Raw genomic sequence first — 24,111 nt, forward strand, 5'->3', positions numbered from 1 at the left:
TCCATCTTGGCTGGCGTCATTTTCAGCCATCTTCACGCCAGTTGTAGTCATTCGTGAGGTCAGCGCTGCGCGGTGACCGTCATCCGGGCGTAGCCGATGATGTGGCTGCTCATGCTGAACGCCGTCACCGTGGCGGGTGTGGCGGCGGGCAGGCCCAGGCTCGGCACGTCCAGCGCGTACACGGTGATCTGGTAGTGGTGGGCCGGGTCGCCGGCGGGCGGGCAGGGGCCCAGGTAGCCGGTCACGCCGGCGTCGTCGGTCCCGGCCACCGCGCCGGCCGGCAGGGTGCCGCCCAGGGTGTCGGTGCCGGCCGGGATGTCCCAGGTCAGCCAGTGCCAGAAGCCGGCACCGGTGGGCGCGTCCGGGTCGAACATGGTGACCGCGTAGCTGCGGGTGGCCGCCGGAGCGCCCTGCCAGGCCAGCTGCACCTGCTGGTTGCCGCCGGAGCAGCCGAACGCGTCCGCCCAGGCGTCGGCCGGGAACCGTCCGCCGTCGTGGACCTGCGGGCTGGTCACCGTGAAACGCACGGCGGTGCCGGGAACGCCCTTGCGGACCGCGGTGTAGCCGTAGCTCGGACGGCCGGGGCGACCGCCGCCGTGGGCGGTGGCGGCCGAGGTGCCCAGCGCCAGCACGCTGATCGCGGCGGCGCCCAGGGCGGTGGCGGTGCGGGTGGACTTCTGCACGGGATCCTCCTGATCGTCGGTGCCGGGCGTGGCCGGCACCCGGTGACGGGGTGTGCGGATCACCATTCCGGGACGGCGGGCGGGCGGGAAGGCTCCCCGGATCCTGGTACGCGGGATGCCAGGCTGCGCGCTGGACACCGCCCCGCGGCGCTGCCGATCATGGTCGGCATGGGGAACCGACCAGGACAGCGCCACACCGATCTCGCGGAGTTCCTGCGCGCGATGCGCGCCCGGCTGCAGCCCGAGGAGGTCGGCCTGCCGGGCGCCGGTCGGCGCCGCACGCCCGGGCTGCGCCGCCAGGAGGTGGCGCAGCTGGCCGCGGTGAGCATCGACTGGTACATCCGGCTCGAACAGGGCCGGGTCGGCACCCCCGGCACGGCGGTGCTCGACGCGCTGGCCCAGGCGCTGCGCCTGTCGCCCGCCGAACGCGCGCACCTGCACCTGATCGCCCGCGGCGAGGCCCCGGTGGCCGCGCACCTGCCGGCGCCGGTCGGCCGGTCGTTGCAGCTCCTGCTGGACGGGCTGCCGCTGCTGCCCGCCTACGTGCTGGACTTCCGGCTCGACGTGCTGGCCCACAACGCCGCGGCCGCCGCGCTGTTCGGCGAGGAGTTCGGCACCGGCCTCGCGGGCAACGTGGCCCGGCTGCTCTTCCGCACCCCCGGCATCCGCGAGGTGCAGCTCGACTGGACCCGGGTGGCCCGGGAGATCGTCGGCAACCTGCGGGCCAACCGGGCGCGCCACCGCACGGACCGCCCGCTGGGCGCGCTGATCGACGAACTGCGGCAGCACAGCGCCGAGTTCGCCAGCTGGTGGGACGACCACACGGTGCAGGAGCGGGCCCACGGCGAGAAGCGGGTGCGCCACCAGCTGGTCGGCGAACTGAGCGTGCGCTACGACGTGCTCGCCACCCTGGACGGCTCGGACCAGCGCCTGATGGTGGTCACCCCCGCCGACCCGGCCACCGAGCAGGGGCTGCGCCGGCTGATCACCGCCCGGGCGGACCGGCTGGGCGGTGCGGCGGTGCACGCGATCGCGGTCTGAGCAAACCTCAGCCGACCTCAGCCGCCCGCAGACGCCTCGCTCGGCGCCTCGGCAGCGGCACCCCGCTGGTGCACCTCCGCCAGGACGGCGAGCTCGGCCGGCGACAGCCGCAGGGCGCCGGCGGCGACGTTCTCCGCCAGGTGCGCCGGGTCGCCGGTGCCGGGGATCGCCAGCACGTGCGGGCCGCGGTGCAGGGTCCAGGCGATCCGCAGCTGGGCGCAGCTCACCCCGTGCCGGCGGGCGACGGCGACGAGCTCGGGGTGCTCCGCCCCGGCCGCGCCGCGGGTCCGACCCTGGGCCGCGATCGCGTAGAACGGCACGAAGGCGATCCCCTGCGCCCCGCAGTCCCGGACGAACCCGTCGTGCTCGGGGGCGACGCCGATGCCGTACTGGTTCTGCACGCAGACCACCGGGGCGATCGGCAGCGCCTCGGCCAGCTGGTGCGGGTGCACGTTGGACAGGCCCAGGTGCCGGATCAGCCCCGCCGTGCGCAGCTCGGCCAGCGCCGCGAACCGCTCGGCGATCGAGTCGGTGCCGACGATCCGCAGGTTCACCAGGTCGAGGTGGTCGCGGCCGAGCTGGCGCAGGTTCTCCTCGACCAGCGCCCGCAGCTCGTGCGGGCCGGCGTGCGGGCGCCAGGAGCCGTCGGGATGGCGGGACGGGCCGACCTTGGTGGCGATCACCAGGTCCGCCGGGTAGGGCGCGAGGGCGCGGTTGATCAGCTCGTTGGCCGAGCGGCGCGGGGAGAAGTAGAAGGACGCGGTGTCCAGGTGGTTCACGCCCAGCTCGACGGCCCGGCGCAGCACCGCCACGGCCTGGTCGCGGTCCCGGTCGGTGGGCGGGGCGAGGTGGTCGAAGGCGGCGCCGGTCTGCGGCAGCCGCATGGTGCCCAGGCCGATCCGGTTGACCGTCAGGTCGCCGAGCCGCCAGCTGCCGGCGGCCGCCGCGGGCCGCTGGTCGGTGCTGCCGGTCGGGTGGGTGGTCGGCCGGTCCGTGGTGGTGGTCTGCATGCCGAGGATGATCTCGGTGGGCTACCCTGACGGCCATTGATTAAGGGGGGCCTTAATCCTTGACCGGGCTGCATCCTTGACTGGGCTGCATCCTCGACCGGGCTGTATCGTCGATCGGCTGCATCCCCGCCCGGCCGGGACCGCCCCCGACCGTCCACGCGTTCCGGGAGGGACCATCCGCTCCGAGCTGACCTTCTCGGCCGACGACCTGGCCCAGACCCGGTTCGCCGTCTCCCCGATGTGGGAGGTCGGCACCAGCTTCCGGCTGCTCCGCTCCGGCCGGCCGTCGCCGGTCCACCGCAGCTGGCTGGAGCAGGTGCGCCCGCGGGTCGCGGCGGCCGGGCTGGACCGGGGCTGGCTGGCCGAGACGGTGCCGCCCGCCGGCTTCGTCCCCGACCTCGTCAACCCGCTCCCCGTCGGGCCGGCGCCCACTCCGGCGGCCGAGTTCGCCGCGCTGCTGACCGTGCCGGCCGAGCTGGTCCGCCGGGACCTGGACCGGGTCGAGGCGGAGCAGGGCCGGCTCGGCCCCCGGCTGCGGGCGCTGCGCGCCGACCCGGCGGCCCACCTGCCCCGGCTGGTCAAGGAGGTCGAGACCTACTGGGAGCTGGCGCTGGCGCCGTACTGGGCCCGGATCCGCGCCGTGCTGGAGGCCGACGTCTTCCACCGGGCCCGGCAGGTGGCCGAGCACGGGGTGCGCGAGGTCTTCAACGACCTGCACGCCACGGTGCGGTGGGACGCCAACACGCTGCGCCTGGAGGGCCGGACCCGCTCGCTGCCCCGGGCCGAGGCCGGCACCGGTCTGCTGCTGATCCCCTCGGCGTTCGCCGCCCAGCTGCTCACCCGGGCACTGCCCGCGGAACCGCTGCAGATCGCCTACGCCGCACGCGGTCTGGGCGCCCTGTGGGAGCCGCGACCCGTCGCCCCGACCGCGGCCCTCGCCGCCGTGCTCGGCCGCGGCCGGACGCTGCTGCTGGCGGAGCTGGCGACCCCGGCCTCGACCACCGAGCTGGCCCGGCGCACCGGCTGCTCGGCCCCCGGCGTCTCCCAGCAGCTGACGGCGCTGCGCGCGGCGGGCCTGGTCAGCGCGCACCGGGTCGGCCGCTCGGTGCTCTACGCCCGCACCGCGGCGGCCGAGACGCTGCTCGCCGCGGCCGGTTGACCGGCGTTGTTGCCGGGGGTGCTCAGCTCAGCGGGCGCCGCCCCCACGCCGTGACGAAGAACCAGCACAGGTCGGTGGCCTCCCGGTCCTCCAGCATCCGCTCCAGCTGCGCCAGTTCGTCCGCGGTGCGCAGCCCGCGCTCGCGCAGGATCGGCAGGTACTGGCGCAGCGACCGCTGCCAGAACTCGTCGGCCGGCTGCCCGAGCCCCAGGGTGAGCGGGGTCAGCCGCACCTGGATGTCCCGCAGGCCGCCCGACTTGAGCACCGCCGGGATCCGCCGCGCCCAGTGCACATCGGTGCCCTGCGCGGTGAACAGCTCCTGGAGCACCGCCAGTCCGGGGCGCAGCACCGGGTCGGTCTGCTCCAGCGGCAGCAGGTAGAGCTCGCCGACCACCAGGTGCCCGCCGGGGCGCAGCCAGCGGACCGAGCGGTGCAGCAGCTCGTCGCGGCCGGGCAGGTGGGCCAGCAGGGCCCGGGTGTGGACCAGGTCGAAGGCAGCCGGCGGGAACTCCGTGCGGGTCAGGTCGACCCGGGCGACGTCCAGGTTGCCGGCCCGGTCGGGGTCGAGGAAGCGCGGGTCGAGGTCGGCCGCGGTGACCCGGCCGGCCGGACGGTGCCCGGCCAGCCAGTAGGCGATCGAGCCGGCGCCGGCGCCCATGTCCAGGCAGTGCGCCTCCGCGGGCAGCGGCAGGGCCGCCAGCACCTCCCGCACCGGCGGGTCCAGCAGCCGCTCCAGGGCGTGCAGCCGGCTGAGCTCGGTGGGGATGTCCTTGCTCAGGATGCCGGTGCTGTACGCGTCGGTCAGGTCCACGCTGCTCACCCACTCGCTCGGTCCGGACACGCCCTGGTCCGTCCAGGGTAGGCGGTGGGCGCGGCCCGGGCCGTGGCCTGAGTGCGGGTCAGGCCTTGGCGCCGGTGATCAGCCGTTCGCGGTCGAAGAGCACCGCGACCAACCGCCAGGCCAGCAGGTCGATCGCCAGCAGCGCGGCGGCCAGGCCCAGGGCGAGCGTGAGGGTGGGCTTGATGACGCCGAAGCTCATCAACGAGGTCACCGCGAGCGGCGGCAGGCTGACCAGGGTGCCGAGCTGCTGGGCGACCCGGACGTCGGTGCTGCGGGCGGAGATCGCGATGCCCGCCCAGATCGACCAGCCGGCCAGCAGCGGGGTGAACAGCAGCTGGGGGAGGATGCGGGAGGCCTTGAAGATGTCCTGGGAGACGTTCGGGTGGGCGAACAGGCCGACCGCGCCGAGGTAGATCCCGAACATCACGTACGAGATCAGCAGGGTGGGCACCAGGGCGGCGAGCGCCTTGCCGAGCAGGAACTCCTCGCGCCGCACCGGTGTGGTCAACACCGGCTCCAGGGTGCCCTGTTCGCGTTCGCCGACGACCGAGTACGCGGCCACCACGGCCGGCACCAGCGCGGGGATCAGGGTCAGGTAGAGCATGGCCAGCCCGACCAGCCTGTCGATCCGGGCGGCCGGGGCCGAGCCGGGCAGGGTGAAGATCTCCGTGATCGGCAGCACCACGAAGATCAGCGGCATGATCGCCATGGTCGAGGCGACGAACCGGTTGCGGCGGTAGTCGCGCAGCTCCTTGCGGACGATGGCGCGGATCCGGACCGGGCTGAGGCTCGTCGCGGTGGTTCCGGTGGGGTTGCTGCTCATCGCGCTTGCGCCTCCACGTCCGTGTCGATCAGTTGCAGGTAGACGTCCTCCAGCGAGTGGCGGGAGGGGCTGAGCGAGAGCAGGTCCGCACCGGCGGCGACCAGGGCGCGGGTGACGGCGGGTGCGGCGAGGTCGGGGTCCGCCACGGCCAGCAGGTAGGCGCCGTCGGCGCCGCGGTGCCAGCCCTCGAGGCCGGGCAGGGCGCCGAAGACGCGGTCGGGGTCGGCGAGCGGGTCCCGGGTGCGGATCTCCAGGCTCTTGGCGAAGAGCTGTTCGCGCAGCTCGTCGGGCCGGCCGATCATCCGCAGGGTGGTGTTCATGATGCCGACCCGGTCGCAGAGCCGCTCGGCCTCGGCCAGCCGGTGCGTGGTCAGGAAGATGGTCACCCCGCGGTTGCGCAGGCCGTCGATCAGCTCGTGCACGTCGCGGGCGGCGACCGGGTCCAGTCCGGAGGTCGGCTCGTCGAGGAAGAGCACCTGGGGGTCGCTGAGCAGCGCCCGGGCCAGGCCGACCCGCTGGCGCAGGCCCTTGGAGAGGGCCCGGCACGGGTCGTCGGCCCGGTCCAGCAGGTTCACCGCGCGCAGCGCCCGGGTGATCCGCTCGGACGCGTCGGGCAGTTCGTACAGGCCGGCGAAGAAGGCGAGGTTCTCGGCCACGCTCAGCCGCAGGTAGAGCCCCGGCGACTCCGGCATGACCGCGATCCGGCGCCGGATCTCCACCGCGTTCTCGGGGCGCAGCGGCAGCCCGGCGACCGCCGCGTGTCCCGCGGTGGGCGCCACCAGGGTGCCGAGGGTGCGCACGGTGGTGGTCTTGCCGGCGCCGTTGGGGCCCAGGAAGCCGAAGACCTCGCCGTAGTCGACGCCGAAGCTCACGTCGGCGAAGGCGGTGCGTTCGCCGAACCGCTTGGTCAGGCCCTCGACCAGGATCGCGGGCTGTGCGGGTGTGGTGCTGTTTCCGCTCACACATAAAGTGATAGCACTTTATTGCGCCGCGGTCCACGAGGCCGCCGGATGTCCGCTCACGCCTCCGGTTGGGCGTCGGTGTCCGCCGCCGCTCCCGCTGCGTCCGTCTCCGCTGCCGCCTCTCCCGCTGCCTCCGGCTCCGCAGCTGCCGCCTCCGCAGCCGGGCGCGGGTGCTTGGGCGGGCGGCCGCGGCGCGGCAGGCTGCCGACGTTGCCCGGCAGCCGGCCGGCGTCCGCCAGCGCGCGGCGCAGCAGCAGTTCGATCTGGGCCGTGGTGCTGCGCAGCTCGTCGCCGGCCCACCGGGTCAGTGCCTCGTGCACCGCCGGATCGAGCCGCAGCAGGATGTTCTTGCGTTCCCCCACGGCCGCGCCTACTGGTACAGCGTGCCGGTGTTGACCACCGGCTGGGTCGCGGACTCACTGCAGAGCACCACCAGCAGGTTGCTCACCATGGCGGCCTTGCGCTCCTCGTCCAGGTCCACCAGCTCCTCCGCGGCGAGCTGCTCCAGGGCCATCCGGACCATGCCCACCGCGCCCTCCACCAGCCGCTTGCGGGCGTCCACCACGGCGTCCGCCTGCTGGCGGCGCAGCATCGCCTGGGCGATCTCCGGGGCGTAGGAGAGCCGGGTGATCCGGGACTCGACCACCGACACCCCGGCCGCCGCCACCCGCTCGGCGATCTCGTCGGACAGCCGCGAGGTGATCTCCTCGGCGTTCTCGCGCAGCGACAGGCGTTCCGCGCCCCGGGCGTCGTACGGGTAGCTGCCGGCGACGTGCCGCACCGCGGTCTCGGTCTGGGTGGCCACGAAGGCCACCACGTCCTCGACCGCGTACACGGCCTTGGCGGTGTCCGACACCTGCCAGACCACCACCGCGGCCATCTCCACCGGGTTGCCGTCGGCGTCGTTCACCTTCAGCGCCGAGGTCTCGTGGTTGCGGATCCGGGTCGACACCCGCTGCCGCTTGGTGAACGGGTTCACCCAGCACAGCCCGGTGGTGCGCACCGTCCCCAGGTAGCGGCCGAACAGCGACACCACCCGGGCCTGCCCCGGAGCCACCGCGGTGAGCCCCGCCAGGGTCAGCGCCCCCAGTGCCAGCAGCGCCACCCCCAGGCCGCGCACGTTCCCCACCGTCGCCGCGCCCGCGACCAGCAGCGCCAGCGCCACCGCCAGCGCGATCCCACCGGGCGCCGTCCGGGCCGCCCGCTCGACCAGCCCGACCACCCCCACCGGCGGCTGCCCACCCGGCACCCGCCCCGCTCCGTCCGCCGCCCTGTCCATCCGGCCCGCCTCGCTTCCCTGGCTCGGGGTTCGCTCCTTCGAGTATAGGGATATCACTTATTCCCGGTCCGGTTCCCGCCCATGCGCGTGGCCCGGCGGCGCGGCGGGGCGGCCACGCTGAGGTCGGTCACCAGCTCAGGACGGACAGACGAGTGACCCGAGCGGCGGACAGGGAATGACCAGCGTGCTGACGCCAGGACGCTCGACGAAGGCGCGGGCAGCGGCGGCCTGGCGGCGCTGGGACTCCAGGTCGTCGGCGCGCCAGGCGTCCCGCCGGGCGCGGGCGTCGTTCCAGGTGTAGGAGACGGCGCTGATGGCGGCGTTGCCGGCGGCGCGGCTGATGCTCGCCTTCATGACGGCGCGTTGGAGCACGGTCTGGGTGGCGGCGAGGTCGATCCGGGCGATCAGGACCCCGGGGGTGTTCGGCACCCGGGTCGGGATGAGGGCCTTGGGGAGCAGCGAGAACCCGGTGTCGTGGCGGCCGATGTTCTCGGTGGAGGCCCTCGCGGCGTCCCGGGACATGAGGTGGATCTCCTGGTGTATCCAGACGAGTTCGTCCAGGTCGGCCAGGGTGATGCGGATCCGCTGGTAGATCGCGCGGAAGCGGGGGTCCTCGTGCAGCGGCCGGAGCGCGGCGGCGTGGAGGGCGACGCAGTCGTTGAAGCCGGCCGTGACGGCGGCGTCGAGGTGGAAGAGCGCCTGGTCGAGCCGGCGGTGCAGGAAGGCCAGGGTGGCGAGCCCGCTGTGCCCGGCGCCGATCAGCCAGGCCGCGTCCGGGCCGAGCGCGGTGGCGCGCGCGATGACGTCGTGGAAGCCCGCGGTGACGGGGACGGCCGAGGCCGCCGGATTGGTCGGGTTCGCCACCAGCAGTTCATGGACGCGGGAGGCGAGCGAGTTGATGGTGTCGGCCATGGGTCTCCTCAGGCAGCGGCGGCGCACGCGGTCGGCACGAACGTACGGCAATGGCCCGACAGTGACTGGCGCTATGGCTTGAGTGAAATGAAATCCATTTTCATCTGAGGTATCGTTGAGCGCCGAGCGGAGCGGTGGCCGACCAGGCCGCCGGGTGGCGTGCTGTCCGCGCACGCTCGCCAAACGGAGGGGGAGAGTGATGTCCGCATGACCGACCATCCCAAACTGCCGGTCGTGGTCGTCGTCGGCCTGCACGGCGAGGAGCGCCGTCGAGCCGTCGACGAGCTGCTGCACGGTTGCATCGACGCCCTCGTGCTCCACCACGACCTGCGGGACGCCTCGCGCGGCCTCGCGCACCGCCGAGTGCGCGACCAGCGGCAGGTGTTCGCGCCGGTCGAGGTGGAGCTGACCGACGACTGCGCCTGCTGCGCGCTGCGCGAGGACCTGCTGCCCGAACTGCTGCGTGTCGCCGATGCCGGGCAACACGGCCTGGTCGTCGTCGAGTTGTGGGGCGGCAGCGACCCGCACCCGGCGGTCGAGCTGATCGCCGGTGGCAGGGTCGGTGGCCGGCGGATGGGCGAGGCGATCGAACTCGTCGGCGTGGTCACGGCGGTGGACCCGCTGCGGCTGGTCGGCGACCTGTCCGTGCCGGACGACCTCGCTGAGCACGGCCTGCACACCGCCGCCGGGGACACCCGCACCCGGGCCGTGGCGCTCGCCCATCAGATCGAGTACCCGGTCGTGCTGGCCGTCCCGCGCGCCGGCCGGCACGGTGACGGGCCCGAGCGGCGGGTCGGGCTCGCCATGCTCCACCAACTCCACCCCACCGCCCGGGTCGTGCGGCTCGGCACCGGCGCCCTGATCCGGGCCGCGCTCGGCGGCTTCGACGTCGCCGCGGCGCGGGACCGGATCAACCCGGCCGTCGCGCTGCTGCCGCAGGAGCGCGACGAGGCGGGGGTGGCGACCCTGCTCTGGGAGCGCCGACGACCGCTGCACCCGGCCCGGTTCCACGCGGCGCTGGAGCTGCTGGTCCCCGTGGCCCAGCGCAGCCGCGGCCGGTTCTGGCTGGCCAACCGTCCCACGTCGATGTTCGCCTGGGACGCCGCGGGGGCCCACCTCACGGTGGTGAACTGCGGACCGTGGCTCGCCTCGCTCTCCGATGCCGCCTGGGACGGCTACCCGCCCACCCGTCGGGCCGCCGCCGCCCTCGACTGGCACCCGCTGCACGGCGACCGGATCCAGCAACTCGCCTTCACCGCAGCGGGCCTGGCCGCGGACGCGATCGTCGAACTGCTCGACTCCTGCCTGCTCACCGACGGCGAACTCGCGGGCGGCGAGGCGGGCTGGAGGGCGCTGCCGGACGCCTTCGAGGAACTGCTCGACCCCGTCACCTGACCTGGGCGGGAAGGCGGTGCTGCGGGCCGAGCAGGCGGGCGGTGGAGCGGCCGGCCGGCGCCGCGGGCAGGAACCAGAGGCGGAACGAGCCGGCCGCCGGCTCCGCCCCGAGCCGCCACGGCTGCTCGGCCGGTAGCTGCTGCCACCCCGACGCCCCGTCACCGGTGCACTGCCGGAGCCGCACCGCGACCAACCCATCGCCGGTGAGGCCCACGCAGAGCCCGGAGCCGGGTTCGACCAGGGCCGAGCCGACCGGGCCGGTGGACGCGGCCGAGGGGCTCGGGGAGTCGGGGGCGCCGGCGGCCGTCGGGTTGCTCGTCGGGTCGGGCGTCGGGTCGCTGGCCGCACCGGCCGGCGGGCTCGGGGACGGCGCGGGTGCCGTCGCGGAGACGGCCGGTGCGAGCGAGAAGGAGGGTGACGGTCCGTCCGGGTTCTCCGGTCCCGCCGGTCCCGCCGGCCCACCCGTGCCCGGTAGCGGGCTCGCCGAGCTGCCGTCGACCGTCGGCGAGGGGGTGAAGGAGGCCGGGATCAGGAGGGTGCCGGTCAGCGGCGCGTGCACGCCCGCCGCGTCCACGGCCGCCACGATCACGCCGGCCACCACCAGCGCCCCCAGCGCCCCCACGCCCACCACCACGGTGCAGACCAACAGCCGCCGCCCGTCGACCGGCCGGGCGCCCTCGCGCGGACCGCGGACCCGGGCGCGGGAGAGCGCGGAGGGGACCGGCAGCGTCGCCGGGACGGCGTCCGCCTCCCCGGTCCAGAGCAGCAGGGCGCGCCGCAGGGCGGGCCGGTCCCAGGTGTGGACGGCGGTGAGGTCGGCGCGGGCGCGCCGGCAGGCGGCGCAGCGGGCGAGGTGGCGGTCGAGCTCCCGGGCCTCGTGCGTGGTGCCGCGCCGGACGGCTTCGCCGAGCGCGCCCAGCAGGTGGCGGCAGGACCGGCGCGGGGCGCGGGCGGCGTAGTCCTGCAGGTAGGCGGTGTGCAGGCTCTGTCGGGTCACGGCGTCCGGCAGGCCGGCCGCGGCCGGGCGGCGCAGCGCTGCGTCGGCGGCCGGCGGCTCGTCCAGGTAGCGCCACAGATCGGCCCGGCGCGAGGACGGCAGGCCCAGGAAGGCCTGCAGCAGGGTCGACGCCGAGGCGGCGGCGGCCGCCGCCCGGGTCGCGGAGCGACCGGTGGCGGCGCGGGGCAGGGCGTCCAGCCAGGCGGTGAAGTCGGCGCCGAGTTCGGCGCGGCGCGCGGTGTCGGCCCACGCGGTGGCGGTCCGCCGGGCCTCGGTGAGCAGGTACGGACGCCAGTCGTGGCTCGGCCCGGTGCCGGCCCGGATGGCTGCGAGGGTCCGCGCGATGGTCTCGTCCGTGAGCTCCTGGGCGCTCTCCTCCTGCGCGCAGCAGAGCCGGGCGTAGCCCAGTACGGCGATGCGGTGCCGGCGGGCGACCTCGTGGGCGGCCTCGTGCTCCGGCCCGTCACCGGTCCGGATGCGGCGGGCGAGTTCGGCATCCGTGGTCGCGGCCGTGACCGGGTCTGACATCTCATCTCCTCTGCGTCATCCTCGGAAGGCACGCAGTCGAACGGGCGGTACCCAGCACGGGAACGGGCCCCGGTCGGCCGGTCGGGGAATGCCGGTACCGGGTCGGAGGATTTCCGCACCGGACCGGAATTCCCCGACCGGCCGTGCCCGTCGGGCAGCCCGAAGGTCGCCCGCAATGCACGGCCGAGCTTCGGCAGGGCTGCTCGTGACCAGTTCCTACCCGCTGGTAGCAGGATGGTGGCCGCGGGGGAGTTCCCGCGTCAAGTTCCCGCCGGTCCGCGACCGATGGATATTCGGACTGTGAGACATTTCGTCACTATCGATTGCCGGTCGGATCGTCGGGGAGAATCCCGGGAAATCCCGGGTGGCGCTCGAGCGGCGAATTCGCCGACCGTCCTGCTTCACCCGCCTCACCCGCCTCACCCACCGGCGGACTCCGCAGCTCTTCGCCGCCGATGACGCCACGCTCTGCCCAGGGTCCGGCGCGAGTCCGCGGCCAGACCGAGTGCGACCTCCACCCGGGCACCGCCCAACTCGCTGCGCCGGATCCGCACGTGACCACGGGTGGACTCCGCGGCGGTGCGCGCGATGTCCAGGCCCAGGCCGGTGGAGCCGCCCTGGCTCACCCCGCGGGAGAGCGCGCTGTCCGGGTCCGCGATCCCGCGTCCGCCGTCCTCGACCACCAGCACGACGGCCTGCGCGGTGCGTTGGACGCTCACCGCGAAACCGGTCCCCTCGGGGGTGTGCCGGAACACGTTGCCCACCAGTGCGTCCACCGCGGCCGAGAGGTGGTCGTCCGGCAGCCGCACCGGCGTGGGCTCGTCGGTCGCCTCGAAGGTGCAGGCGCGGCCCTGCTGTTCGGCCAGCACCGACCAGAAGCCGACCCGGTGCCGGGCCAGTTCGGCCACCTGGCAGGTTCCGCCGGCGCCCCGCTCGGTGCGGTCCGGCGTGGCGTCGAGGGCGCCGGGGCCGCGGTCCAGGCCCACCGGCCGGGTGGCCAGCGGGGTGCGCGCGGCGACGATGATCTCGTCGAGTTCGGTCTCCAGGTGGCGGATGGCCGCGCTCAGCCGCGGCGCGCCCGGCACCGGTCCGATCCGCTCGGCCGCCAGCGAGAGCGCGGTCAGCGGGGTGCGCAGCCGGTGCGACAGGTCGGCGACCAACTCCCGTTCGGTCGCGAGCAGTTGCGCCACCCGGTCGGCCATGGTGTTGAACGCCCGGCCGGCTGCCTGGAGCTCCGGCGGCCCGGTGGGCTCCACCCGGACCGCCAGGTCGCCGCCGCCCAGCGCCGCCGAGGCCGTCGACAGGCGCCGCGCGGCCCGCACCACCCGGTTGCCCAGCCGGTCGGCCAGCAGCACCGAGCCGCCCACCAGGGCCACTGCCAGCAGCGCCATCACCGCCCAGGCCCGGGTCACCCCGTGATCCAGTTCGGACTGCGGCACGAAGGCCTCGACCACCGCCACCCGGTCGCCCGCCCCCTGAGCGGTCATCCCCTGAGCGGCTACCCCCTGACCGGCCGTCCCCTGGCCGCTCGTCCCCTGGCTGCTCGTCCCCTGACCGGCCGCCAGCAGGACGGGTTGCAGGAAGTCCCAGCCGCCCGGCACGCTCCGGGCCACCGCGGTCCGGCCCTGCACGACCTGGGCGAGCAACTGCGCCGAGGCGTGCCCGGTGCCCACCGCCGGTCCGTCCGGCAGGTGCACGCAGAGCCGGCCCGCGTCGCCCGCCCCGGCCACCACGCGGGCCAGGTCGGCCGGTTGGCTCGAGACCGCCAGGGCCGGCACCACCGTCACCGCCCGCTGCTCGGCGGCCAGCGTGGCCTGGGTGTGCACCTGGGTGCGCAGCAGCAGGGCGAGCGGGACCAGGAAGGAGACGGCGACCACCGAGGTCACCACCAGGGTGACGGTGGCGAGCGTGGCCCTCACTGGGGGGACACCAGTTTCACGCCCACGCCCCGGACGGTGTGCAGGTACCGCGGCCGCGAGGCGCGTTCGCCCAGCTTGCGGCGCAGGCAGGACAGGTGCACGTCGACGGTCTGCTCGTCCACGTAGGGTTGGCGCCACACATCGGCCAGGATCTTGCGGCGGGAGACGACCCGGCCGCAGTTGCGGGCCAGGTAGGTCAGCAGGTCGAACTCGCGGCGGGTCAGGCCCACCTCCCGTCCGGCCAGGTGGACCGTGCGGGCGAGCGCGTCTATTCGCAACTCGCCGACCACCAGCGGGCCCTGACCGGCCCCGGTCGGATCGCCGACGCGCGTGGGGTCGCCCGCGTCCGGTGCGCCGCCGGGCGCCGCGCAGCGCCGCAGCACGGCGCTGAGCCGGGCCACCAGCTGGCCGCCGGAGAAAGGTTTCACCAAGTAGTCGTCGGCGCCCGCGTTGAGCAGCTTGATGATCTCCGCGTCGTCGTCGCGGGCGGTGGCCACCAGGACCGGAACCTGGGAGAGGCCGCGGATCATCCGCAGCGCGTCGGCGCCGTCGATGTCGGGCAGTCCCAGGTCGAGCACGACCGCGTCCGGCTGCCACCGGGTGATCTCGCGCAGCGCGCCGAAGCCGTCGGACGTGCTGCGCACCACGAGCTGGTGGCTCGTCAGCACGTGGATCAGCGAGGCGCGGATCATGGGGTCGTCTTCGACGACGAGGACGGACGTCATGGCGCACACCGTAGCCGAATTCCGGAGCGGGTCGAGAGCGCTCCCGGCCTGCTGTTTCCGTTTCACTCCGCCCACCTGGGCGGGAAGTTAAGCGGAATCTTAGGGATTCATGTGCGCCACCTGGGAGTGGCGATTCCGGCCCGGAAACGCTGCTACGATCGCGCCATTCGGCATGCTCACGACGGCGTCATCCGCCCGGGTGTTCCGGCGGCCTGCGGCGGCCCGGTGAAGGCGGGCGCGGCAGTGCGAACCAGACCTGTTTTCCGTGCGGCGTCCGGTGCGAGCCCCAGCGGCCGCCGGAGAGTGCGTGCACGATCCGCAGTCCCCGGCCGTTCTCGGCCAGCGTGAGCAGCAGGTCGTCGAGGCCGCCAAGGCCGTCAAGGGTGTCGAAGGTGTCGAGGCGGTCGGGGTGGTCGGCCTCGGCGGGCTCGGGTAACCGGGGGTCGCCGTCGTGGACCTCCACCCGGAGCGTGGTCGCGGTCACCAGCAGGAGCAGCCGCCCGGCGCCCGGGGCGTGCCGGTGCGCGTTGGCGACCAGCTCGCCGGCCATCACCACGGCGTCGTCGGCCGTGTCCGCGGGCACCTGCAGTGCGGTGAGCAGCGCGCGTAACCGGTGCCGGGCCGGCGCGGTGGGGTTGGGCGCGGCCGCCGTCCAGCTGTGCAGGGTGCGGTGCAGTCGGCCGGGCCGCGGCGGGGTGGGTGGCGAGGTCGTCCGGGCGGGGACGGTGGCGGGGGTCGCGCCCCGCGCCGGCGGCTGGGTGCGGCGCGGCGCGGGGCGCGGTGACGGACCGCTCAGGATGATCAGCTCCTTCGGCGGAAGTGGCGGTCGGGGACCGCACCGGGTGGACGTCAGGGCTGGCCTGCGCCGGTGGTGGCGCCGTCGACCGTGCCGTCGGTGGTCCCGGCGGCGCTGTTGGCCGTACCGGAAGTCGTACCGGCGGCGCTGTCGGCCGCACCGGAGGTGGTACCGGCGGCCGTGCCGTCGGCGGTGCCCGTACCGCTACCGGCGGCGGGCAGCGGGGCCTGGCTGGGCGGCATCGGCGCCGCGGTCAGCAGCACCTGGGCGTACAGGCCGCCGGAGGCCAGCACCAGGCCGGCGATCACCGGCCAGCGCAGGTTGCGGCGGGCCGGCAGGCTCAGCAGGCGGTGCAGTTCGCTGCCGCCGGGTCGAGCGGCCGCCCGGCGGCGACGGGGTGCGGCGCGGCGGGTCATCGGCGCCTCCTCCTCGAGGTCAGGGTGCGCGGCATCGGGCCGGTGCGGCCGATGGCGTCGCGGTAGTCCAGCAGTTGGCTCGGCATGTCGAAGGCCACGGCGGCCACCAGTTGGCTGCCCTGCGCGGTGTCCCGGTGGTAGGTGGCCACGAAGCTCTCCGTGCGCAGCGAACCCTCGACCACCTCCATCCGCTCGCCCAGCGCCGGCAGCCCGACGGCCTGCAGCCGGGTGCCGTGCTGCTCCGACCAGAACCGCGGGACGGGGGTGAAGGGTTCGGCCCGTTCGGGGCCCGCGAGCAGCGCGTCGGCGGCGTGCTGGCCCATCTCGACCGCGTGGATCAGGTGCTCCACCCGCCGCGGCGTGGCGTCGAACCGGGCGTTGGGCCAGCGGGCCACGTCGCCCGCGGCCACGACGCCCGGCACCGGCCGGCCGGCCAGGTCCAGGACGTGACAGCCGGCGTCGCACAGCACCCCGTCGGTGACGTCCAGCGCGCTGCCGCGCAGCCACTCGGTGCGCGGCACGCTGCCCAGCCCCAGCACCACGAAGTCCGCGTCCAGCACCTCGCCGTCGTCCAGCCGCAGTCGCAGCCCGGTGCCGGTGTCGCTCCAGTCGTCGATCCGGGTGCTGAGCCGGACGTCCACCCCGGCCCGGGCCTGGAGCCGGCCGACCACCTCGCCCAGCTGGCTGCCCAGCACCCGGCGCAGCAGCGGCGCGCTGTGCACCACCAGGGTGACCTCCATCCCGAGGTCACGCGCGGTGCAGGCCAGTTCGCAGCCGACGAAGCCGCCGCCGAGGATCACCACGTGGTGAGCCCGGGCCTGCTGCAGGGCCTGCTGGATCGCCGTGGCGTCCGCCAGGGTGCGGACCGTGCGGACCCGGTCGCTGAGCACCGGCGTGCTCGGCAGCCGCCGGGCGTCGACCCCGGTGGCGATCACCAGGCCGTCGTAGGGGAGTCGTTCGCCGCCGCGCAGTTCCACGGTCCGCTGCTCGGTGTCCAGGCCGAGCAGTTGGGTGCCCAGCAGCCAGTGGGCATCGAGCGTGTCGTCGGCCCGGAAGGTGAGGTCCTCCGCGCCGAGCTCGCCGGCCAGGAACTGCTTGGACAGCGGTGGCCGGCTGTACGGGCGGCGCAACTCCTCGCCGATCAGCACGAGTTCGCCGTCGTAGCCGCGCTCGCGCAGCCGGCTGGCGGCGCTCAGGCCGGCCAGTCCGCCGCCGGCCACCACGATCCGCCGGTAGTCCGCGGGCCGCACCGCCGCCGGGCGGTGGCGGCGGGCGCTGGGCGGGGCCCCGCCGCTGATCGCGATGGCCTGCATCGGGCAGCAGCGCACCGCCTGGCGGGCCCGGGCGGCCAGCCGGGCCGGGACGGCGCCGGTGTAGTGCAGCGAGCCGCCCTCGGAGATGCGGAAGACCTCGGGGGCCTCCTGCTGGCAGATGCCGTAGATGTGGCAGCGGTTGTTGTCGACGCTGACCTTGACCGGCTGCGCCTCGGGGACCAGCCGGTCGGCCGGCAGCGGCAGTCCGTCGGCGGCGGGCGGGGGCTCGGCGGCCTCCGGCGGGGCCCAGGGCTCGGCGGGGGCGGGGTCGGTCCACACCTCGGGCCACGCCTGGGTCGACGCCTCGGGAGCGGGCTCGACCCACGCCACCGGGGCCGGCTCCGCCCACGCCACCGGGGCGGGTTCGACCCACGCACCGGTGGTGGCGGGCTGGCTCCAGGCCTCCGGGAGAGCCGGGAACTGGTACCCCGGCTCGACGTACGGCGCGGGCGCCACGTACCCGGTGGGCGCCGGGGCGAGCAGCAGCGGCTCGGCGAGCGCGGCGTGCTGCTCCCACAGCGGTAGCGGCAGCAGCGCGGGCGGCTGGTAGGAGGGCTGCGGCGCAGCCGCCGGGAGCTCCGGCGGCGTCCACCACTGTGGCGGGAGCTCCTGCTGCGGCCACCACGCCTGGTTCGAGCGGGCGCCCGGAATCGTCGTCATCGCATGCCGTCCACGGAGTTCGTGAAGGTCCCCTGGCGCAACCGCGAGGGGGAGGGGAGGGCGCGGATCAGGAAGGCGAGCAGGCAGCCCAGGGCGCCGCCCGCGATCCCGACCGCGACGAGGTTGGCGTGCCGCGGCTCCGGGTGCACGGTGAAGATGTGCAGCCAGATCAACCCGAAGGCCGCGTAGCCGTACTGGTGGAACTTCAACCAGCGCCGGTAGCCGATCCGTTGTTGCAGCCACACCGAGCAGCCCACCGCGACGGCGAGTTCGGTGCCGAGGATACCGAAGCCGACCGGCAGCCGTTGCAGTCCGCCGGTGAAGGGGAGCAGCAGGTTGGCGATCCTGAGGTCCCAGACCGGCTGGTAGCAGAAGGTGAGGCCGTGCACCGCTCCGAAGATCAGTGCGGAGAGGGCGAGCGTCATGTGGGCGCCGTACACCGTCCGGCGGTTGACGTAGCGTTGGAAGTACCGCATGCGGAGCACCACGCCCAGCACCACCGTGGCGACCATCAGCACGTAGGCGACCATCGCGGCGAGCCGGGCGATCTTGTGCGTGCCCATGTCGTACGGGATCCCCTTGTCGTAGGCGTCCAACGGGGAGCCCGGGATCGGCGCCGCGGCCACGGCCGGACGGGCCAGGAGCAGGACCAGCGCCAGGGCGAGGACCGCCGCCGCTGCTGCTGCGACACCCGCCACCAAGGCGGACGGGCGCAGGCGGATCCGGACGCGGTCTGACGGAGTGCCGGCGACGACGGGGGGCACTGCGTCGGAAAGCAGGGTCATGGGCTCCTGACTCCGTGACGTCTTGCGAGGCTGTGGACTCCCGCGGGACCGTGGCCACGTGCGCGGCCGCGGTCCGGCTGCGCGGGGTGGGGCGGCGGGGCCTGGGAAGTGTCGGCCCTCCCAGGCGGAGGAGGGCCGACAGCGCCGATCGTAGGGTCGCCCCGGGGTCGCGTTCGGGGTGCGCAAGAGCCGCTAAGCAATCCATAAGGTTGCGCTGACCTACCGTCGGGCGGCCCGCGATCGGGCCAGGTGAGCGGAACCTTATGCGCTCTTTAGGGCGTCACGCGGACGCCCGTTCCGGCCCCTGCGCGCTCCTACGATCACTGGCGTCCCCGTCGCTCCGCCAGGGCCGCCCAGGTCGGCGTCGCCCGCTTCCAGGAGAGTTCGCATGCAGTCTCACAGGCAGCAGAGTTCACGTCAGCGCCGGGCCCGCGGTCGTGGCCGCCGGGTGCTCGCGCTCAGCCTCGGTTTCGGTGCCGTGCTCAGCGCGGGCGCGGCCGTGCTGGGGGTCTCGTTCGCCGCGACCACCCCACCCGCCCCGCCGGCCCAGCCGAACCCGAACTGCACGCTGACCGTGCCGGCCAACCCGCTCACCGCCCAAGGGCTGGCCACCCCCTACCAGTTGACCGCCACCGACCCGGCCCAGGGGCCCTGCCACGAGGCGGACGCCAACCAGTCGGCCTTCGTCCAGGCCACGGTGCTCGACCCGGCCACCGGCACGGTCTCCGTCTACGACCCGCTGGTGGTCGACCACGGCACCGCGCCGGCGATCGCACCCGTCCTCCCCGCACTGCCGCAGGGCGCGGTGGTCGGCATCTGGTTCGGTTTCAACGGCAACGTGCTCGCCCTGAAAGGACGCACCGCGGCCGGGCAGTGCGTGGGCGGCACCCAGGGCGGCCAGCCGTTCGGCCAGTTCGCCTACTGCAACGCGCCGGCCTTCTTCACCGCCGCCAACACCGCCGAGCAGGCCGGGAAGCTCGTCGTGCCGCCGCTCGGCACCGGCAAGGACGGCCAACCCTGCCTGACCACCCGGGACTTCGGCCTGGTCGACCAGGACCAGAGCGACAACGTCACCGCCGAGTACCTGGCCGACGCCCACGGGCGCACCGCGCAGAAGACCAGGCGGAACGCCGGGCGGCTCGGCCGCAGCCGGACCACGCGTGGCGCCACCGCGCTGCTGAACGGCAGCGACAACCTGCTGCTGGACAACTTCGAGGACCCGGCGCTCGGTTGCACCCCGTGGACCGCCCCCGACCTGGCCGACCCCGGCAGCAAGGCCACCGCGCTGGCCCTCAACGAACTGCAGGCGGCCAAGGACCAGGCGGCACCGGTCGCGGTGGTGCCGCTGAGCGACCCGATGGTGCTGGAGAACGGCAAGCAGAGCCGCACCAAGACCAACCTCTACCGGGTCGGGGTCGACCAGCCCCGGCTCGGCGCGGCCGCCGACGGGGACCCGAAGGCCTACTGCGCCGGCCTCGCCACCCTGGGGGCCAGGCGGATCGCCCTGGACCAGCCGCTCACCGCCGCCGCTCCGTCCCCGCAGGCCGGGCAGAACCTGTTCGACTTCCTCACCCAGCGCCTGGCCGCCTCGCTCACCAACCTGGGCTGCCCGCAGGCGGGTTCGCTGCCGACGCCGTCGCCGACTCCCTCGGCCGGGCCGACGGTGACGGCCGCGCCGACGGCGACCGCCGTGCCGACCGCGACCGCCGCGCCGACCGACACCGTGTCGGCCGGCCCGTCCGGCGCGCCGAGCCCGTCCGCCGTGCCCAGCGGGAGCGGGTCGCCCACCCCCTCCGACGCGCCCACCGCGTCGGCCGCGCCCACCGCCACCGCGCCGCCCGCGCCCTCCGGTGCGCCGACCCCGAGCCCCACCGCAGCGCCGGGCAGCCCCGTGCCCACCCCCAGCGCCCCCGCCACCTGCAGCCCGCCGCCGCCCTGCTGCACCCAGTAGCCGGGCCGGTCAACGGACCATGAGCCGATCCTTAGCGGAAGCGAAAGTTCTCGGCTCCCGGTGGTCCGGCCGCCCGCTCCCGCCTACGCTCGTTCCCACCCGGTCGGCACTGCGCCGCACCCGGGCCCCGCCACCTCCCGCGCCCGGTCGGCCCCGACCCGTCCGCCGGCGCCGCAGGTGCCGCGCTCCTCGCGCCGCGTCCCCACCGTGGCCTCCCTGTTCCCCAACCTCCGATGGAGAGTCGCCACTCATGACCGAAGCCACCGAAGCCACCGAAGTCACCGAAACGACCGAGACCGCCGCCGCCACCGAAGACGGCGCCACCGCCCCGCAGTCCGCGGGCGCCCAGCCCCTCGCCACCACGCGGCGGGTGGTGCTCTGCGGCGCGGGCGGCGCGGCGGCCCTGGTGCTGGCGGGCTGCTCCTCCTCCGGGTCGATGGGCTCCGACGCGTCGGCGGCCGGCGCACCGACCGGCTCCGGCGCGGGCATGGGCACGCCCAGTGCGGGCATGGGCGCCCCCAGCACCGGCATGGGCACGCCCGGCGCGAGCATGACCCCCTCCGGTGCCGCCTCCGCCGGCTCGACGGCCTCGGGCACCGTGCTCGGCAAGGCCGCCGACGTCCCGGTCGGCGGCGGCACCGTCTTCGCCGACGCCAAGGTGGTCGTCACGCAGGCGGCGGCCGGCCAGTACAAGGCCTTCAGCGCGGTCTGCACGCACCGCGGCTGCACCGTCTCGCAGGTGGCCGGCGGGAAGATCATGTGCCCCTGCCACGGCAGCGAGTTCAAGATCGAGGACGGTTCGGTGGCCAAGGGCCCGGCGACCGCCGCGCTGGCCTCCGTCCCGGTCAAGGTGCAGAACGGCACGCTGGTCACCGGCGCCTGACCACCCATCGCTCCCGACCGGCGCTACCCCCACGGCGCCGGTCGGGCCGTCTCCCAGGCCCATGGACCTGTCTTCGAACTCCCGCCTGCGGGGTGAAGACAGGCCCAAGTCCCCGCACCGCGTCCCACGTTCCCCCGGAAGGCAGCCCCATGACGATCCCTCGCCCCAGCCGGCCCGCCGCGCGGGTGCTCAGCGCCAACCTGCCCAGGGTCCTCGCCGCCGACCCCGACGTCGCCTACCCGCAGCTGCGGGGCGACGAACCGTGCCGCCGCGGCAACGTCAATCCGGAGGTCTTCTGGCCCAAGGGCCCGGACGCCCGGGCCCGGACCGCCACCGCCAAGCGCCTGTGTTGGGGCTGTCGGCCCGTCACCCGTGCCGAGTGCCTGCGGTGGGCGCTCGCCAACCCGGCGCTGGCCGGGGAGGCGATCTGGGCGGGCCTGACCGAGGACGAGCGCCGCGCCGAACTCCGGCGCGGCGCCGAGCACCAGAAGAGTCGGCGGACCTCCCCACGGGGAGCCGCCCGCTGATCCTACGCGAATCGCGAGGGCCCGCGCACCGACCCCGACGGTCCCCGTGGACCTGCGTCCGACGGCTGTCCCGCGCCCTCGCACCGCCTCCCGCCCCGGGCCGCCGCGCCGGTTCACGCAGCAACCACCGGCCGGCCCCGGGCGCCCGGGAGGCGGCGTGCGACGCAGGTCGCCCGGGGTCCGTAGGATGCAGTGCCGTGAAGATCATCCGACGACAACCGACCAGGGCAGCGGGCCTGCTGGCCGTCCTGGCCCTCACCGCCGCCACCCTGCTGGGCGGCCTGCCGGCCCAGGCCGACGAACCGACCGGCGGGACGCCCACCCCCGGCAGCAGCACCACCACGCCTGCGCCGAAGGTCGACCTCATCCTCGACGTCAGCGGCTCGATGAGCACCCCGGACATCAACGGGCAGAGCCGCATCTCGGTCGCCCAGAAGTCCATCGACGACGTCATCGACGCGCTGCCGCCGGAGGCCGAGTTCGGCATCCGCACGCTGGGCGCCAAGTACCCGGTGAGCGACAAGACCGACGGCTGCAAGGACACCGAGGTGCTCTTCCCGGTCGGCAAGACCGACAAGGTGGAGGCCAAGACGGCGGTCGCCACCCTGCGCCCGCTCGGCTGGACGCCGATCGGCCTGGCGCTGCAGAGCGCCGCGCAGGACCTGGGCAACGACCAGGCCACCCACCGGGTGGTGCTGGTCACCGACGGCGAGGACGACTGCTCGCCGCCCGACCCGTGCGACGTGGCCCGCCAACTGGCCGCCCAGGGCACCCACCTGGTGGTCGACACGCTCGGCCTGGCGCACGACGACCAGGTCCGCCAGCAGCTGCTGTGCATCGCGAACGCGACCGGCGGCACCTACACCGACGTCCGCTCCCAGGAGCAGCTCACCCAGCGGCTGCAACAGTCGGTCAACCGGTCGGACCAGACCTACCGTCAGACCCCCGCACAGGTCACCGGCACCGACACCTGCGCCAACGCCCCGCTGCTGACGCCCGGCGTCTACAGCGACCGGGAGAAGTTCGCCGAGCACCGCGTCTACCGGGTCCCGGTGAAGTCCGGGCAGGAGCTGCGGGCCGCGGTCAGCGTCACCCCCGACCGGGCGGTGGCCCGGGACTACGGCGTGCTGCTGCAGGCCACCGACACCAGCGGCCAGGAACTGGTGCGCGGCACGGACGCCGGCAGCGGCCGGACCGACGTCGCCTCCACCGGCCTGCGCTGGTCGGCGCCCGCCTCCGCCTCCGCCTCCCCGACGGGCACCGGCGGCGCCGGCGCCGACCAGGCCGTCTGCCTGATCGTCAGCAACTCCTTCGCGCCGCAGGGGACCGTGCAGGTCGACCCCGGCCTGCCGCTGGAGCTGACCGTGGACGTGACCAAGGCCTCGCCCGCCCCCGACGGCCCGGCGATGGGCCTGGGCCGCGGCTGGATCCTGCTGCTGGTGCTGACCGGCGCGGGTCTGGTCACCGGCCTGGTGTCCGGCTGGGTGGCGCGCTGGCGGATCGCCGTGTGGCGGGAGAACTGACGATGCGACTGATCCGGATCCTCACCGCGGCCCCGCTCGCCCTGGGCCTGGCCACGCTGCTCGCCCCCGCCGCCGCGGCCGACGCCCCGTCCCCGACGGCGTCCGCATCGGCGGGCGCCGCGGCGCCGACGACCACCGACTTCGGCACCTCGTTCCTGACCGCCACCACCCTGGCACCGGGCCAGGACGCGGCCGTCACCGCCGCCACCGGCGATTACCTCTACTGGTCCTTCGCCGCCTCCGAGGGGCAGACCGCCACCGTGCAGGTGACCGTGGCGCTGCCGCCGGCCGCCGACCGGCACGGGTCGCAGACCTGGTCGCTGGACCTGTACGACGGCCTGCGCCGCCTCCAGGCCTGCACGGCCGGCCCGCAGGACGCCACCGGCGACCAGACCACCGGCTCGCTCACCATGAGCTGCACCCTGCGGCAGGTGCGCAGCTGGGCCGAGCCGTGGTCCGACGACCCGCTGCCCGGCACCTACTACGCACGGGTGTCGACCCCCGACGTCCAGCAGCAGGACCTCGGACTCGCCACCCAGGTGTCCGTGCACGTCGCCACCAAGGGCGGCGCGGACGACGCGCAGCCGGAGGGCGGCAGCCTGCGGGAGCCGCTGGTGCCCCCGGTGAACGCGGGCGCCGTCGCCGCCCCCGGCGGCGCCGCGGTGCCGACCCCCGCCGCCTCGCCCAGCGCCACCCCGCAACCGGGCACGCTGCGTGCGGCCGCGCCGGTCAAGGCGGTGACCCACTGGTACTCGACGATGTTCTCCGGCTGGAACACCCGTTGGTACTGGACCCTGTGCGGCGGCGGCCTGGCCGCCCTGGCCGGGGTGGTCGGCTACCGCTTCACCCGCCACCCGCGCGGTGCGCGGTTCTTCCGCCCGGCCCCGGTCCCGCACCAGGGCCCGGCCCCGGCAGCGCGGCAGGAGACCTACCGCTCCTGACGCCCCGCCACCTCCCGCGCCCGGCGCCGCCCCCGACCCTCG

The 24,111-nt window shown here is 75.2% G+C and carries 23 protein-coding genes; 8 read left to right on the top strand and 15 right to left on the bottom strand.

Annotation, left to right across the window (positions count from 1 at the left end):
* Positions 1-59: 59 nt before the first annotated feature.
* On the bottom strand, positions 60-683 hold the full coding sequence (locus tag ACQRUO_RS16055; protein ID WP_428316584.1) for a YbhB/YbcL family Raf kinase inhibitor-like protein: 624 nt from the start codon (positions 681-683) through the stop codon (positions 60-62).
* Positions 684-851: 168 nt separating this feature from the next.
* Between ACQRUO_RS16055 and ACQRUO_RS16060 the strand changes: the two genes are divergently transcribed.
* Positions 852-1,724 (top strand): helix-turn-helix transcriptional regulator, encoded by an 873-nt coding sequence (locus tag ACQRUO_RS16060; RefSeq protein WP_428316585.1) that lies wholly within the window; start codon positions 852-854, stop codon positions 1,722-1,724.
* A gap of 17 nt (positions 1,725-1,741) precedes the next feature.
* Here the strand turns inward: ACQRUO_RS16060 and ACQRUO_RS16065 are convergent, their stop codons facing one another.
* A complete protein-coding gene (locus ACQRUO_RS16065; RefSeq protein ID WP_428316586.1) occupies positions 1,742-2,734 on the bottom strand; it encodes an aldo/keto reductase in 993 nt (330 codons plus the stop codon).
* Positions 2,735-2,972: 238 nt separating this feature from the next.
* On the opposite strand from ACQRUO_RS16065, the gene ACQRUO_RS16070 reads away from it, so the two are divergent.
* A complete protein-coding gene (locus tag ACQRUO_RS16070; RefSeq protein WP_428316587.1) occupies positions 2,973-3,893 on the top strand; it encodes a helix-turn-helix domain-containing protein in 921 nt (306 codons plus the stop codon).
* 22 nt (positions 3,894-3,915) lie between these two features.
* Here ACQRUO_RS16070 and ACQRUO_RS16075 read toward each other — a convergent pair whose 3' ends face one another.
* The 6 genes from ACQRUO_RS16075 to ACQRUO_RS16100 form a co-directional block, all read right to left on the bottom strand.
* The gene (locus tag ACQRUO_RS16075) at positions 3,916-4,734 is read right to left on the bottom strand and encodes a class I SAM-dependent methyltransferase (RefSeq protein WP_428316588.1); all 819 of its coding nucleotides are present in this window, start codon (positions 4,732-4,734) and stop codon (positions 3,916-3,918) included.
* 58 nt (positions 4,735-4,792) lie between these two features.
* Complete coding sequence (locus tag ACQRUO_RS16080; RefSeq protein ID WP_428316589.1) at positions 4,793-5,557, bottom strand: ABC transporter permease; 765 nt, start codon at positions 5,555-5,557, stop codon at positions 4,793-4,795.
* Positions 5,554-6,519 carry an ABC transporter ATP-binding protein gene (locus ACQRUO_RS16085; RefSeq protein ID WP_428316590.1) on the bottom strand — a complete coding sequence of 322 codons (966 nt, stop codon included), beginning with the start codon at positions 6,517-6,519 and terminating at the stop codon, positions 5,554-5,556. The genes ACQRUO_RS16080 and ACQRUO_RS16085 overlap by 4 nt, the downstream gene beginning before the upstream one ends.
* 56 nt (positions 6,520-6,575) lie before the next feature.
* A complete protein-coding gene (locus ACQRUO_RS16090; RefSeq protein ID WP_428316591.1) occupies positions 6,576-6,881 on the bottom strand; it encodes a hypothetical protein in 306 nt (101 codons plus the stop codon).
* Positions 6,882-6,889: 8 nt separating this feature from the next.
* Positions 6,890-7,798: an SPFH domain-containing protein gene (locus tag ACQRUO_RS16095; protein WP_428316592.1), complete on the bottom strand. Its 909-nt coding sequence runs from the start codon at positions 7,796-7,798 to the stop codon at positions 6,890-6,892.
* 135 nt (positions 7,799-7,933) lie between these two features.
* A complete protein-coding gene (locus ACQRUO_RS16100) occupies positions 7,934-8,710 on the bottom strand; it encodes a hypothetical protein (RefSeq protein WP_428316593.1) in 777 nt (258 codons plus the stop codon).
* A 207-nt stretch (positions 8,711-8,917) separates the two neighbouring features.
* On the opposite strand from ACQRUO_RS16100, the gene ACQRUO_RS16105 reads away from it, so the two are divergent.
* Positions 8,918-10,105: a CobW family GTP-binding protein gene (locus tag ACQRUO_RS16105; RefSeq protein ID WP_428316594.1), complete on the top strand. Its 1,188-nt coding sequence runs from the start codon at positions 8,918-8,920 to the stop codon at positions 10,103-10,105.
* On the opposite strand, the gene ACQRUO_RS16110 is transcribed toward ACQRUO_RS16105, so the two are convergent.
* The 7 genes from ACQRUO_RS16110 to ACQRUO_RS16140 form a co-directional block, all read right to left on the bottom strand.
* The gene (locus ACQRUO_RS16110) at positions 10,098-11,630 is read right to left on the bottom strand and encodes an RNA polymerase sigma factor (protein WP_428316595.1); all 1,533 of its coding nucleotides are present in this window, start codon (positions 11,628-11,630) and stop codon (positions 10,098-10,100) included. The two genes, ACQRUO_RS16105 and ACQRUO_RS16110, sit on opposite strands and share 8 nt — an antisense overlap.
* A gap of 419 nt (positions 11,631-12,049) precedes the next feature.
* The gene (locus ACQRUO_RS16115; protein WP_428316596.1) at positions 12,050-13,549 is read right to left on the bottom strand and encodes a sensor histidine kinase; all 1,500 of its coding nucleotides are present in this window, start codon (positions 13,547-13,549) and stop codon (positions 12,050-12,052) included.
* Positions 13,546-14,274, bottom strand: a complete 729-nt coding sequence (locus ACQRUO_RS16120) for a response regulator transcription factor (protein ID WP_428316597.1) — start codon at positions 14,272-14,274, stop codon at positions 13,546-13,548. The genes ACQRUO_RS16115 and ACQRUO_RS16120 overlap by 4 nt, the downstream gene beginning before the upstream one ends.
* A 187-nt stretch (positions 14,275-14,461) precedes the next feature.
* A complete protein-coding gene (locus tag ACQRUO_RS16125) occupies positions 14,462-15,127 on the bottom strand; it encodes an ATP-binding protein (protein WP_428316606.1) in 666 nt (221 codons plus the stop codon).
* Complete coding sequence (locus ACQRUO_RS16130) at positions 15,124-15,486, bottom strand: hypothetical protein (RefSeq protein ID WP_428316598.1); 363 nt, start codon at positions 15,484-15,486, stop codon at positions 15,124-15,126. The genes ACQRUO_RS16125 and ACQRUO_RS16130 overlap by 4 nt, the downstream gene beginning before the upstream one ends.
* A complete protein-coding gene (locus ACQRUO_RS16135) occupies positions 15,483-17,459 on the bottom strand; it encodes an FAD-dependent oxidoreductase (protein WP_428316599.1) in 1,977 nt (658 codons plus the stop codon). The genes ACQRUO_RS16130 and ACQRUO_RS16135 overlap by 4 nt, the downstream gene beginning before the upstream one ends.
* Positions 17,456-18,244, bottom strand: a complete 789-nt coding sequence (locus ACQRUO_RS16140) for a ferric reductase-like transmembrane domain-containing protein (RefSeq protein ID WP_428316600.1) — start codon at positions 18,242-18,244, stop codon at positions 17,456-17,458. Before ACQRUO_RS16140 ends, ACQRUO_RS16135 begins: the two co-directional genes overlap by 4 nt.
* A 388-nt stretch (positions 18,245-18,632) precedes the next feature.
* Between ACQRUO_RS16140 and ACQRUO_RS16145 the strand changes: the two genes are divergently transcribed.
* From ACQRUO_RS16145 to ACQRUO_RS16165, 5 genes are all read left to right on the top strand, one after another.
* Entirely contained in the window at positions 18,633-20,195 is a 1,563-nt protein-coding gene (locus ACQRUO_RS16145) for a hypothetical protein (RefSeq protein WP_428316601.1), read from the top strand.
* Between the two features lie 250 nt (positions 20,196-20,445).
* The gene (locus ACQRUO_RS16150; RefSeq protein ID WP_428316602.1) at positions 20,446-21,078 is read left to right on the top strand and encodes a Rieske (2Fe-2S) protein; all 633 of its coding nucleotides are present in this window, start codon (positions 20,446-20,448) and stop codon (positions 21,076-21,078) included.
* A gap of 149 nt (positions 21,079-21,227) precedes the next feature.
* Positions 21,228-21,605, top strand: a complete 378-nt coding sequence (locus ACQRUO_RS16155; RefSeq protein ID WP_428316603.1) for a WhiB family transcriptional regulator — start codon at positions 21,228-21,230, stop codon at positions 21,603-21,605.
* Between the two features lie 197 nt (positions 21,606-21,802).
* Positions 21,803-23,128, top strand: a complete 1,326-nt coding sequence (locus ACQRUO_RS16160) for a VWA domain-containing protein (RefSeq protein ID WP_428316604.1) — start codon at positions 21,803-21,805, stop codon at positions 23,126-23,128.
* 2 nt (positions 23,129-23,130) lie between these two features.
* The gene (locus tag ACQRUO_RS16165; RefSeq protein ID WP_428316605.1) at positions 23,131-24,069 is read left to right on the top strand and encodes a peptidase; all 939 of its coding nucleotides are present in this window, start codon (positions 23,131-23,133) and stop codon (positions 24,067-24,069) included.
* Positions 24,070-24,111 lie beyond the last annotated feature (42 nt).

It is taken from the genome of Kitasatospora sp. LaBMicrA B282 (assembly GCF_050325825.1).
In the GTDB taxonomy this organism is placed as follows: domain Bacteria; phylum Actinomycetota; class Actinomycetes; order Streptomycetales; family Streptomycetaceae; genus Kitasatospora.